Below are 12,236 nucleotides of genomic sequence, written 5' to 3'. Positions count from 1 at the left end.
TCTAGCGCGCCTCCTGGTCGCTGTCCGGGACCCGTACCGCCGGCCTCGACGGCCGCTCCGTACGCTCCGTGCGCGGCTGGCCCGTCCCGTTCTGCCGGGCCAGCCGCTCGTAGTAGCCGCGCAGGCCGGTGTGCGGCCCTTCCCACAGCGTGCCGTCGGTCCGGTCGCGCGGGTCGGGGTCGATCAGCACGACCCCGATCACCGCGATGCGCTGGTCCGCGAGCTGCCGTGCCACGGTGTGCAGCCAGGCGGCGCTGCCGTGCCCGGCGCGTACGACGAGCACGGTCCGGGTGCCGAGGTACTGGAGGTCGGTCCAGGCCGTGCCGGGCGCGACCGAGCCGACGCCGAGCCGGCGCGCCTGGCGCGGCACGTCCGCGGCCTGCTCGCCGCCGACCACGGTCAGGTCTCCTGGCCGCTCGCGGGCTTCGGTGAGCCGCGATCCCGGCAGACCGTCGATGACGAACACCGGGGCGTCCGCCGCCAGGGCCCCGGCCACGTTCAGGGCGATCACGCCCGTGCCGCGCGCACAGCCCAGCTCCAGCAGCGACACCGGTTCCGCGGAGTCGCGCACGGTACGGGCCAGGGTCGCGGTGAGCCGGCTCCGTGCCGCCTTGGTCCGTCCGCGCCGCCACAGCCCGGCCGAGCGGTGCGGCGGGCGGCGCAGTTCCGCGATGACCGAGGCACCCAGGTTCGCGGCGATCTCCCGGCGCAGCACGGGGCGGTCCGCCACCACGGTGCCGACGGCGGCCAGTGCGAGCCCGAGGACGAGACCGAGGACGAGACCGATCACGGCGTCGGTGACGGCGGCCTTGGGCAGCGAGTACGGCACCGCGCGCGGGGCGTCCACGATCTGGGTGCCGGCGACGAGTTTGGGGGTGCCGGTGCGCGCGTCCGCGGCGCGCTGGTCGAAGTCGGCGATCCGTGAGTTGAGCAGGGCCCGGCGGGCGAAGAGCGACTCGATGCTCGCCGACGCGCTGGAGTCGTTCTCCGGGGAGCGGCCCCCGATCGCCTCGTTGACCTCGGCGAGTTCGTCGCGCATCCGGTCCCGCTGGTCGAGCAGGGCCTTCGCCTCGGCCTGCGCCGCTTCCCGCATCCGGCGCACGTGGTCCGCGACGAACGCCTCGGCCAGCGCCTCGGCGCGGGCCACCGCGGCCGCGTCGCTGTCGGCCGTGACCTCGATCTGCAGCAGGTTGTTGGTCAGGCCGGTCCCCCGGTAGTCCTTCATGAAGTCCTCCGGTTTCTCCGGGGACTTGAGGGCCCGCAGGGCCTGGCCGGCGATCCGGGTGGTGCTCAGCAGCGCGGCGTCGGTGCGGATCAGGGTTCCGGTGTCGTTCGGCTGGTCCTCCTGGTGCACGACCAGCACCTTGGTCACCGCGGTCGGCGGGGGCGGCAGCAGGACCGCCACCGCCACGCCGATCAGCAGCCCGAGGAGCGCCGCCGAGGACCAGAGGCGGCGGCGTCTGCGCACCGCCACCACCAGCGCGTGCAGGTCGAGCAGCGGAAGAGCTTCCGAGGACTGGGAGGTGGCACTCGTCGCGCCTGTGGTGTCTGTCGTGCTCGTCGTCACACCGAACCCCCCGTCGCGTGGCCGCGCCCCGCGAGCGCCGCGGTGGTGTCGTCCGGGGCCGCGGGGCGGTCCGCCGGTCGCGGCGGACGGGCCAGTACCTGGCCGGCGACGACGACGCCGACGACCTCGTGTCCGGCGTCCGCGCAGGCCTCGGCGACACCGGTGAGCTCCCCCGCGGTCCAGCTGCCCGCGCTGAGCACGACCAGGGCGCCGGACTCCGTGTCGCGGTCCGGCACCATCGGCTGGGACACCGGGACCTCCACCACCCGCAACAGGGGGTACCCCCTGATCGAAGAGCTCGTGGCAGGGTCGCCCTCGGCCTCGGCGACGAGCTGCCCCGCGGCCCGGCGGGCGATCTCGTCACCCGCCGGTACGACCACCAACAGCCGTCTGGTAGACGGAAGTTGGTCCCGCAGGCGAGCGCACACCCGTCGGTAGCGGATCCGTCTGCCCGCCTCGTCGCCGGACGCCTGCGGAGCCGATACGTCCCATCGGACGTCGACGCCGAGCAGCCGGCGGACGCGGGCCCACGGGCCACGGCCCGCCGGCCGCCGCGCGGGCGGTTCACCGGGCACGTCGACGGTGCCGAGGAGGGTCGAGCCCAGCGCCGCGGCGATCTCCGGTTCGGTGCGCAGCCGGCGGTTCATCCGGGCGGCGGCGAGATGCCCGACGACGGTGAGCAGGAAGGCCAGCAGTGCCCCGCCGGCGACGAGTTGCGTCCGCGTCGGCGGCGCCTCGCCGGTCGGCCGGGCCGCCGGGCCCATGACGACCATGCCGGCCTTGTTGGTCGCCGAGTCGGCCTGGTCCAGTTTCTCCATGGCCTCTTCCAGCGCGGTGTGCAGGTCCGCGAGCGTGGTGCGGGCCTGCACGCTCTCCACGGTCCGTCCCGGATCGGCCGCTTCGGCCAGGTCGGTGATGCGGCGGTTGGTCTCCTCCACCTTCTGCCGCAGCGCCTCGGGCCCGGTGGCCCCGTCGGGGTCGGTGCTGTCGCCCGCGACCCGCGCGGCGAAGGCGACGAACTGCTGGGCCAGCCGGTCGGAGAGCTGCTGTGCGCGCTCCGGGCTCTCGGCGGTACCCGAGATCTTGACGATGTTCCCGTCGGCGACCTCGGCGCTCACCCGGTCGCGCAGCTCACCGCCGGTGACACCCTTCCAGGCCAGCGCGGCGGCCACGCGGTCGACCACCACCGAACTGGTCGCGATCTCCGTCTGGGTGAGCAGTTCGCGCTCCTCCCACTGGCCCGGCAGCAGTACCGACGCCGACGCCGTGTAGCGCGGCGGGAACACCACCGAGGCGCCGTAGCCGGCGAGCGCGCCCACCACGACGAGCAGGGCGAGCAGCCGCCGGCGCCGGCGGAGGATCCGCCCGACGGTGACCAGGCGTATGGTGTCGTCGCTCAACGGCGCGGCCTCTTCCCTGTGCTGGACGGGCCGCCCGTCGGCACCGCGGTGCGGTCACGGCAGGCGGCGGCGTAGGCGGCGAGGAGCGACGCCTGTGAGTTTCGCCAGGAGAGCTGTCCGCTGATCCGCTCCTGGCCGATCTGGCCCATCAGGGCCCGCTTCTTCGGGTCGTCGAGGAGCAGCGCGATGAGCTTGGCGTAGTCGGCCTCGTCGTTGGCGGGCGCGTAGAGGGCGGCGTCGCCCGCGGAGACCCGCGCCTCCCGGAGGTCGAACGAGACGATCGCCCGTCCCATCGCCATGTACTCCAGGACCTTGTTCATGGTCGACACGTCGTTGAGCGGATTGTGCGGGTCGGGGGAAAGGCACACGTCCGCGGTGGACAGGTAGCGCACCAGGTCGGCGTCCGGGATGCGTCCGGTGAACTGCACCTGGTCGGAGAGCCCGAGCCGCCGGGACAGCTCCACCATCGCGTCGAACGCGTCGCCCGAGCCGACGAACACCGCGTGCCAGTCGGTCCTGCCGAGGTCGTCGCGCAGCTTCGCCAGGGACCGCAGGGCGTAGTCGACGCCGTCCTGCGGGCCCATGACCCCGAGATAGCACAGCAGATGGGGCTTGCCGCGCTTCAACTCCGGCTCGGGCGGCACCGGTCGGAACCGGTCGACCTGGGGCGCGCTGCGCACCACGAAGACGTCCTGGGGCCGCTGTCCGCCACGGCCCGTCGCGACGTCCCGGTAGCTCTCGTTCGTGGCGAGCACGACGTCCGCGGCGCGGTAGGTCAGCCGCTCCAGGGCGCGCACGGCGCGGTAGAGCAGGTCCTCGCCGCGGTCGAACCGGGAGAGGTACAGCTCGGGTACGAGGTCGTGCTGGTCGAAGACGAACCGCGCGCCGCGCCGCTTCAGCCACAGTGCCGGCAGGAACAGCAGGTCGGGCGGGTTGCAGGCGTGGACCACGTCGACCGGGCCGACCTTGCGGGCGAGCCGGGCCGTGTGCCACAGCGCCGTGCCGTACTCCCGCAGGTAGCCGGCCGGGCCTCCGGTGGCCGCGCGCAACGGGTAGCGGTGGATCCGCACCCCGTCGATCTCGGCCTCCGGCTCCGTGTCCCGTCTGCTTCCCCGGGGGCAGATGACGTGCACCTCCCAGCCGGCGTCGCGCAGGGTCGTGCACTCCTGCCACACCCGCCGGTCGAACGGCACCGACAGGTTCTCCACCAGGATCAGCGCGCGCCGGCCCGCCCCCTCGCCGCCGGCCGATGCGCCGCCGGACGACGTGTCTTCGAACGATGTGTCACCAGGCAAGGCCCACGTACCCCGGTTCGGCCCGGCGCGTCTCGGCGTCGGGGAGGTGGATGAGGTCGACGATCAGCGGGCTGCCGCCGTGCGGCAGCGCCGAGAGCACGGCGGGGTCCCTGGTTCCGACCAGGCACACCTCGGCGTGTTCGAGCACCTCGTCCACCGAGTCCGCGAGCAGTTGGGCGAGGTGCGGCAGCCGGGTCTCGATGTACTCGCGGTTGGCGCCGATCAGCCGGGACAGGCTGACGTTGGCGTCGTGGATCCGCAGGTCGTACCCCTTGCCGAAGAGCGTCTCCGCCAGTTCGACGAGCGGGCTCTCGCGGAGGTCGTCGGTGCCGGGTTTGAAGGACAGCCCGAACATCCCCACCCGGCGTTTGCCGGTGCGCTCCACGAGTTCCACCGCGCGTTGCAGATGTGCGGAGTTGGAGGGCAGCACATGGGACAGGATGGGCACCGAGACGTCGGCCCGCTGCGCCGCGTGGACCAGGCTGCGCAGGTCCTTGGGCAGGCAGGAGCCGCCGAAGGCGAAGCCGGGCCGCAGATAGGCGGGGCTGATGTTCAGCTTGCGGTCGGCCAGGAACACGTCCATCACCTGGTGCGAGTCCACGCCCAGGGCCTGGTACACCGCGCCCAGTTCGTTGGCGAAGCCGATCTTGAGGCCGTGGAACGCGTTGTCCGCGTACTTGATCGCCTCGGCCGTCGGGATCGGCACCCGGAACACCTCGCCGGGCAGGCCGTCGTACAGGGCGGCCACCGCGTCGCCGCTCGCCGTGTCGAGTTCGCCGACGACGGTCTTGGGCGGGTCGAAGAAGTCCCGCACGCTGGTGCCCTCGCGCAGGAACTCGGGGTTGACCGCGACGCCCAGGTCCGCCCCGGCGGTGCCGCCGACGTGCTTCTCCAGGATCGGCACCAGCAGGTTCAGACACGTACCGGGGAGCATGGTGCTGCGGAACACGACGGTCTGCCGGCCGCCCCGCTCGGCCAGCGCGGCGCCGATCTCCTCGGTGACCCGCTCCAAGTAGGTGGTGCACAGGCTGCCGTTGGGCTCCGACGGCGTGCCCACGCAGACCAGCGAGATCTCGCTGTCCCTGATCGCCGCACGGACGTCGCCGGTGGCGCGCAGCGCTCCGGTCCGTACGACCTCGGCGATGAGCTCGCCGATCCGTTCCTCGACGACCGGGGCCCTGCCGTCGTTGACCAGGTCGACCTTCGCCTGGTTCACGTCCACCCCGATGACCTCGTGGCCCATGCTGGCCAGGCACGCGGCCGACACACAGCCCACGTAACCGAGCCCGAAGACACTGACTCTCATGACCCGTTCCTCCCCCCGGTCAGGCCCCCTCGGCCCACGGTCCCGCCACTTGTCGGTCGATGCCCTCCGCGCATCAGTAGGCCCCCTGTCCGTAGAGCACCGCACGCAGCGTCTTCCACAAGATCACTGTGTCCAGCGCGAGCGACCAGTCCTCCACGTACCGCAGGTCCAGCCGGACCGCCTCCTCCCACGGCAGGTCGCTGCGTCCGCTGATCTGCCACAGCCCGGTGAGGCCGGGCTTGACCAGCAGCCGCCGCCGGATGTCCGGGCCGTACGCGGCGGACTCCTCCGGCAGCGGGGGCCGCGGCCCGACGAGCGACATCGATCCGGTGAGTACGTTGAACAGCTGCGGGAGTTCGTCGATCGAGTACCGGCGCAGTACCGCTCCCACCCGGGTCACCCGCGGGTCCCGGCGGAGCTTGAACAGCAGGCCTGCGCCCTCGTTGCGGTCGGCCAGCGAGGCGCGTGCCCCGTCGGCGCCCGCGACCATGGTGCGGAACTTGAAGATGGTGAACTCGCGGCCGTCCTTGCCGACCCTGCGCTGGCGGTAGAGCACCCCGCCCCTGCTGTCCATGAGCACGAGCAGCCCGACCAGCACCATCAGCGGCGCGAACAGCATCAGCAGGATCGCCGCGCCCAGCCGGTCGACGACCCCCTTGACGGCCCGGCGGCCCCCGGTGAAGGTCGGCATGCTGACCCGCAGCAGCGGGATCCCGAGCACCGCGTCGACGTGCAGCCGCGGTCCTGCCACCTCCATCAGCACCGGGGCCACAATCATCTCGGCGTCGCTGCCTTCGAGGTTCCAGGCGAGGCGCTGCAGCCGGTCGGGGGACCAGTGCGGATCCGGTGTGACGGCGACGACGCGGTAGCCGTCGCGGCGTACGTGGCCCGCGACGTCCGCCAGCCGGCCGACGACCGGTACTCCGTCCAGGTGGCCACCGTCGAGCCCGAGACCGTCCGTCACGCACACCGCGTCCACCCGCCAGCCGAGGTGCGGGAACTTACGGGTCCTGGCGATCAGGTCGCGTACGGTGTCCGGGCTCCCGGCCGCGAGCACGGGTCTGAGGCAGCGGTTCTCGTTGCGCTGTCTGTGCAGCCGGATCCGCAGCAGATAGCGCCCGGTCATGGTGACGAGCGCGATCGCGGGGATCGCGACGAAGATCCAGAGTTTGATGTTGCGCGAGGTGAGGGCGATCCCGCCGAGCGCCAGGACGACGGCCGCCGTGAACAGGGAGCGTCCGAGCCGGCGGAATTCCTCGGCGCCCTGGCCGAGCACGGCCGGAGCCCACGACCGGTTCACCGCGAGCGCGCCCAGCACCAGCAGCTCGGTACCGAAGGCGAGAATCACCCATTTCTCATGCCAGTTGGCCGCGTCCCTGGCCCCGAAGAAGTTGCCGATCGCCGCCGCCACGAAGGCGGTGGCCACCGTGTCACTGATGATCACGGTACGGCGGTACCGCTGCTCCCATTCGATCGTGGGCCGGCTGACCGCCCCGTCCGCCAGACGCCCTCGCGCCGACGGAAAAGGGTTGACTAAATCCCCCCGCTGCACAGAATCCCCCCAGGTCACCGGTGGTTCGACATGTGCGCCCGACACTGCCCCTCCCCCCGGGAGGCCCCCGCCTCCCGCACGCTTCCACCCCTCGGGAGGCACCGCCCCCCGCGTCGCGCTGTTCCGTACTCCGCACGGGAGGCCCCCGCCTCCGCGCATGACTCATCGGCGCTGTGACAGCGCTGCTCGAACAACTCACCCCGGCCGCGGTGGACTCACATGTCGCGCCAGGCTTACGAGGAACGTGGAACCCGTCCAAGCCTCGGGTGCCCCCTGCACCCAAGGGCCCCTCCCGGGCTCCAGGAACTGTGCGCCGTTACCTCTGGCACCGCGGACGCGATTGCAGGCTGTCCGCAGCGCCGGACCATCGGATCATTACTGGTCGGCTCATGCCCGAACAGCTGAAGCACGGTCAATCTAGACCATCGGGACCAGTATGTAGAGGGGATGTGTGCAACTTGTGGTCAACTTCTGAGACTTGAGAACTCCTTGACGAAAAACACTCGCCCTGTGGCCGGTGAACCACTCCGGGACCGGTGGCGGCAGCGGACATCTCGTGGGAGGGAAGTCGAGTTGCCTGGCCGCACGCCACCGGCGGGGACGCGGAGTTCACTCCCGGACCGGCTCAGTGTCCCGCGACGACACCCGACAGCTCGTTGGTGCTCTCCGGCAGGGTGACGGAGGCGGTCTTCTTGCCGGTGCCGAGGTCGATGGCGTGCAGGGCCTTCTTCCCGGGCTCGGAGACATAGGCGGTGCCACCGCGGACGAACAGGGTGGGCCGGGGCTGCTGCCAGTCCAGCGGCTCCTGCCACTTGCCCACCGCGGGGATCTTCTTCTCCACCTTGCCGCCGACCGGGTCGATCACATGGAGGGCGCCGTCGGTGCCCAGCACGAGCGCCTCGCCCTCGGGTCCGCGGCCCAGCGAGCGGAACGAGTAGCTGGTGCCCAGGTCGACCAGGCGCAGCTCGGCCTTGTCGGTGTCGATGAGCGAGATCCGGGTCGGGCGCTCCAACTCCGCCTCGGCATCGGTCTTGTAGTCGCCGAGGAGGACCGGGGAGACGTCGCTGCCGGCCTGGTTGCCGATGCGGCCGTAGGCGTCGGGGGCCTCGGCCTTGGTGAACTCGCCGTCCTTGTAGATCAGGACGCCGTTCTCGCAGCCGAAGCCGACGGTCTCGTGCTGCGCCGCCGCCTCACCATGGACGCCGGGGCACTTCTCGTCGCGCGCGATCTCCTTGTTGTCGGCGTCCATCACCAGCGCGCCCGTGCGCTTCTCCTCCGTACCCAGCGTGCTGAGGAGTTCACCGTTCTCCAGCTCGATGGCCACGCCGTGGTGCGGCTCGGCGGAGGTGTACGTGCGTGTCTCGGGCTTGTCGCCACCGCTCAGGTCGGTGGGGTCGAAGACGTTGACCTCGCCGGTGCCGTCGGTGAAGAGCACGGTCCGGCCCGCGTGACGTACGACGTGTCCTGGCTTGGCGCCCTTGTACTCGACGTCGGTGAACGTCTGCCCGGTGGCGTTCAGGACCCGGAAGCCGCTGTCGGTGGAGACGACGACATGGTCCTTGTCGCCCGCCGGGTTGACCCGGTTGAAGCCGGGCAGCTCGATGGTCCCGGCGACCTCGAGGCTCTCGCCGTCGAGGATGTGGAGGCCGCCGTCGAAGCTGACGACCAGGGGGTTGTCGACCTTCGCGGCGGGTGTGCCGCTCGCCGTGCCCTCGGCCTTGCTGCTGGAGGAGGAGTCGTCCCCTCCGCAGGCGGTCAGGACCGTGGACACCGCGAGGGCGAGTGCCGTGCCCGTGAGGGCTCTGCTGCGTATCGACGGGTTCACCGTTGTGTTCCTCTCCTGGCCGCACGGTGGCGGCACGGGTTGTGTGCTGGTTCCGCCCGGCCGGGCGGAACCTGTGAGTGAGTGGGGTGGGGGGGGAGGTCAGTCGCCGCTCGGGCCGCCGCTCAGGCCCTCTGCCATGGCGGTGGTGTTGGCCCGCATCATGCGGAGGTAGGTGTCGGCGCCCTCGCCCGGCGCGGTCAGCGACTCGGAGTACAGCTCGACGACGTCGACCCGGCCGTCCAGTTCCGTCCGCAGGACCTCGGCCAGCCGCTTGGGCTGGGAGGAGTCGGCGAACACCGTGGGCACACCTGCCTCCTCCATGGCCCGGGTGAGCGAGCGCAGGTCGGAGGAGCTGGGCGAGGCCAGCGTGGTGCCGCTGGGGATGACCGCGCCGATCACGCGGAAGCCGAACCGGTCGGCGAGGTAGCCGAAGACGTGGTGGTTGGTCACCAGGGAGCGCCGGTCGTCGGGGACGCGGTCGAAGGACTTCTCCATGAAGGCGGTGAGGTCGGCGAGTTGCCCGTCGTAGCGGTCGGCGTTGGCGTGGACCGCGGTGCCGTCGACGCCGCCGACGTGCTCGGCCACCTGGTCCGCGATCAGACCGACGGCCTTGCGGACCCGGTCCGGGTCGGTCCAGAAGTGCGGGTCGGCCTGTCCCGCCCCGTCCTCGGGACCGCCGTCCTCGCTCGTCCGGAAGGTGAGCGGGTCCACCGCCCTGCCCACTTCGAAGGTGGCGACGCCGGACTCACGAGCGGCGTCCACATGCCGCAGTACGTTCTCCTCCAGGCCCAGACCGTTGTAGAGGACGAGGTCGGCGCGCTCCAGTTCGGCGGCCTGCACCGCCGACAGACCGAAGGAGTGCGGGTCGGCGTTGGGCTTCATCAGGACGGTGACCTCGGCCTCGTCACCGACGACCTCCCGGGTGATGTCCCCGAGGATGTTGGTCGTGACCACGATGCGGGGTTGCTCGCCCCCGCCGGCGCAGGCGCCGACACCGGCCACCGCGACGAGGGTGAGCAGCCCGATCAGGAGGCTCCGGATCCGAGCGACCCGTATCCGAGCACGCTTCGTCCCTCTCGTCCCTCTCGTTCCCCTCATCGTCCGGTCTCCGCCATCAGGACCGGCTCGATGTCCAGGTCGAAGGAGCGCGCGATACGCAGGTCGTCGTTGTAGTCGATCTCGTACACCTTCTTGCCGCCGGGATCGTTGACGTAGGCGCGGCTGCGGTCCACCTCGATCACGGGTGCGCCGTCGGCGGTGCCCGCCGGGTGTTCGCCGGTGAGGAGCCGCTCGGTGTGGGCCGTCTCCTCACCGCTGGCGATGTCGTAGCCGTGCAGCGCCCCGTCGGTCTCCAGGACGAGCAGCGGGGAGCCCTCCCCCGCGGTGTTGGCGGCGACCACGGGCCCGGTCTCCACCCGTGTCCAGGTCCGCCCGGTGACGTCCAGGACCCAGACGGCGTCGTCCCCGGCGGGTGCGGTCACCGTGTCGCTGCCCGGTCGCTGCCGGAAGGCGGTGGCCCGTTCCGCGGCGGGCACGTCCTCGTCGTAGGAGATCTTCTCGGCGGTGAAGGCACCGTCCTTCTCCCGCACGAGCAGGGCGCCGTCGGCGCAGCCGAACACCACGCCGCGACGGGTGACGACGTCACCGCGCGGGTCCTCGCACTCCGTGTCCGGTGAGGCGACCCGCCCGCCCTTCCGGTCGAGCACGGCGAGCTTCGACGTGCCGCCCCGCCCGGTGAAGCCCAACAGCCGCTCCGCGTACGGGACGACGGCACCCTGGTACGAGCCCGGCAGCGTCCGGGAGCGCGCGATCTCGCCCCGCTCCAGCTTGCCGCGGTCGTACAGGACGGCCCGGCCGTCCTCGGCGGTCACCGCGGTCACCGCGACGTCGGCGCGCGCCTGCGCCGCGCCGCCCACGGGGAGTTCGCCGACGTCGCGTATCGCCGCGCGGTAGTAGTGGACGTGGTCCCCGTGGTCCACCGTCCAGGAACCGCTGTCGAGCACGTGCGTGGTGCCGGCGGCGTGGAGGTACCCGAACCGCCCGTCCGTGGCCAGCCGGGCGGCGCCCTTCACCGGTGCCAGCTCGTCCACCTTTCCGGTGGTGAGATCGAGGGCGCGGGTGGTCCCGCTCCCTGGGTCGTTGAGGAGCAGTCGGGACTGCTGCTCGGCGGCTTCCTGTGCCCCCTCCACGTACCCGTGCGGGGTGGCGGACGAGGAACCGGCCGCCGGCCGGGAGTCGTCGCGCTCACCGCTCGCGCAACTGGTGACGGCGAGCAGCGCGGTGAGCGCCAGCGCGCAGGCCGGCCCGGTAGAGGCCCATGGCGTGACGTTTCTGCGGACGGTCAAGACGATCGCCTCTGTTTTCCTTCGGTCGGTGTCAGGGGCAGGGGCAGGGGGATTGCGGGGATGCCTGTGGTGTCGGCATCGGCGGCGGCACCGGCGGCGAGGGGAACAGGGACGGCCGGGTGGGTGCGGCGGTGGCGCAGGCCGGACGCCAGGTGGGAGAGGAAGAACAGACTCACCGCGAGGGCCGAGACGGTGGCCCCGGCGGCGGTCCCCAGATGCCAGGACAGCAACAGCCCGCCGAACGTGGCGACGACACCGAGGAGTGCCGCGAGCGCCATGACCCCGTGGACACCGCGTGCCCAGGGCAGGGCAGCCGCGGGCGGCGCGATGAGCAGGCCGAGGACCAGCAGGGTCCCCACGATGTGGAACGAGGCGACGATCGCGAGGCCCAGCAGTCCGAGCAGCACGGCATGGGCGAGGCGCGGACGCAGCCCGAGGGTCCGGGCCTTGCGGGAGTCGAAGGTGAGGGCGAGGAAGGCCCGGTGTCCGAGGAACGAGACGACCAGCGCCGCGAGCAGCGCCCCGGCGAGCAGGTACAGGTCGTGCTCCCGCACGGCGAGGACGTCTCCGAACAGGAACCCGGTCAGGTCCACCGCGAAGGACTGCGAACGCGACACGATGATCACGCCGAGCGAGAGCATGCCGACGAACAGCAGCCCGATCCCGGTGTCCTGGGACAGCCTGGGGCTGCGGCCGAGCACGGTGACCCCCGCCGTCATCACGGTCGCGCTCACCACCGCGCCCACGAGCAGGTTGCCGCCGAACAGCGCGGCCAGCGCGACCCCCGGCAGCAGTCCGTGGGACATCGCGTCGCCGAGGAAGGCCATGCCTCTGAGCACGACCCAGGTCCCGGCCAGCGCGCAGATCGCGGACACCAGGATTCCGCCCCACAGGGCGCGCTGCACGAAGGTCGCCTCGAAGGGGACCGTCAACCACTCCATGACGA

The 12,236-nt window shown here is 72.0% G+C and carries 9 protein-coding genes; all 9 read right to left on the bottom strand.

The annotated features are described in order from the left end of the window. Position 1: 1 nt before the first annotated feature. The gene (locus tag ACLVWQ_RS03145; RefSeq protein ID WP_414106563.1) at positions 2 to 1,567 is read right to left on the bottom strand and encodes a Wzz/FepE/Etk N-terminal domain-containing protein; all 1,566 of its coding nucleotides are present in this window, start codon (positions 1,565 to 1,567) and stop codon (positions 2 to 4) included. Then, positions 1,564 to 2,967, bottom strand: coding sequence for a Wzz/FepE/Etk N-terminal domain-containing protein (locus tag ACLVWQ_RS03140; protein WP_414106562.1), 1,404 nt, complete (start codon positions 2,965 to 2,967; stop codon positions 1,564 to 1,566). Before ACLVWQ_RS03140 ends, ACLVWQ_RS03145 begins: the two co-directional genes overlap by 4 nt. Beyond that, positions 2,964 to 4,262 carry a glycosyltransferase family 4 protein gene (locus tag ACLVWQ_RS03135; protein WP_414106561.1) on the bottom strand — a complete coding sequence of 433 codons (1,299 nt, stop codon included), beginning with the start codon at positions 4,260 to 4,262 and terminating at the stop codon, positions 2,964 to 2,966. The genes ACLVWQ_RS03140 and ACLVWQ_RS03135 overlap by 4 nt, the downstream gene beginning before the upstream one ends. Then, positions 4,252 to 5,568 (bottom strand): nucleotide sugar dehydrogenase, encoded by a 1,317-nt coding sequence (locus tag ACLVWQ_RS03130; RefSeq protein ID WP_414106560.1) that lies wholly within the window; start codon positions 5,566 to 5,568, stop codon positions 4,252 to 4,254. The genes ACLVWQ_RS03135 and ACLVWQ_RS03130 overlap by 11 nt, the downstream gene beginning before the upstream one ends. 73 nt (positions 5,569 to 5,641) lie before the next feature. Next, positions 5,642 to 7,120 carry a sugar transferase gene (locus ACLVWQ_RS03125; RefSeq protein WP_414106559.1) on the bottom strand — a complete coding sequence of 493 codons (1,479 nt, stop codon included), beginning with the start codon at positions 7,118 to 7,120 and terminating at the stop codon, positions 5,642 to 5,644. 625 nt (positions 7,121 to 7,745) lie between these two features. After that, a complete protein-coding gene (gene aztD, locus ACLVWQ_RS03120) occupies positions 7,746 to 8,945 on the bottom strand; it encodes a zinc metallochaperone AztD (RefSeq protein WP_414106558.1) in 1,200 nt (399 codons plus the stop codon). A gap of 99 nt (positions 8,946 to 9,044) precedes the next feature. After that, entirely contained in the window at positions 9,045 to 10,043 is a 999-nt protein-coding gene (gene aztC / locus ACLVWQ_RS03115) for a zinc ABC transporter substrate-binding protein AztC (protein ID WP_414106557.1), read from the bottom strand. After that, on the bottom strand, positions 10,040 to 11,290 hold the full coding sequence (locus tag ACLVWQ_RS03110; RefSeq protein WP_414106555.1) for a hypothetical protein: 1,251 nt from the start codon (positions 11,288 to 11,290) through the stop codon (positions 10,040 to 10,042). The genes aztC and ACLVWQ_RS03110 overlap by 4 nt, the downstream gene beginning before the upstream one ends. Then, positions 11,287 to 12,231: a zinc ABC transporter permease AztB gene (aztB, locus tag ACLVWQ_RS03105; RefSeq protein WP_414106554.1), complete on the bottom strand. Its 945-nt coding sequence runs from the start codon at positions 12,229 to 12,231 to the stop codon at positions 11,287 to 11,289. Before aztB ends, ACLVWQ_RS03110 begins: the two co-directional genes overlap by 4 nt. Positions 12,232 to 12,236 lie beyond the last annotated feature (5 nt).

The sequence above is a fragment of the Streptomyces sp. CWNU-52B genome (assembly GCF_047444975.1).
Lineage (GTDB): Bacteria > Actinomycetota > Actinomycetes > Streptomycetales > Streptomycetaceae > Streptomyces.
This window is presented reverse-complemented; position numbering and strand designations above follow the sequence as displayed.

What these genes read in the sequence shown, in the direction of transcription:
- ACLVWQ_RS03130 (WP_414106560.1), bottom strand. Translation starts at nt 5,568, where the DNA reads ATGAGAGTCAGTGTCTTCGGGCTCGGTTACGTGGGCTGTGTGTCGGCC.
- aztC (WP_414106557.1), bottom strand. Translation starts at nt 10,043, where the DNA reads ATGAGGGGAACGAGAGGGACGAGAGGGACGAAGCGTGCTCGGATACGG.
- aztB (WP_414106554.1), bottom strand. Translation starts at nt 12,231, where the DNA reads ATGGAGTGGTTGACGGTCCCCTTCGAGGCGACCTTCGTGCAGCGCGCC.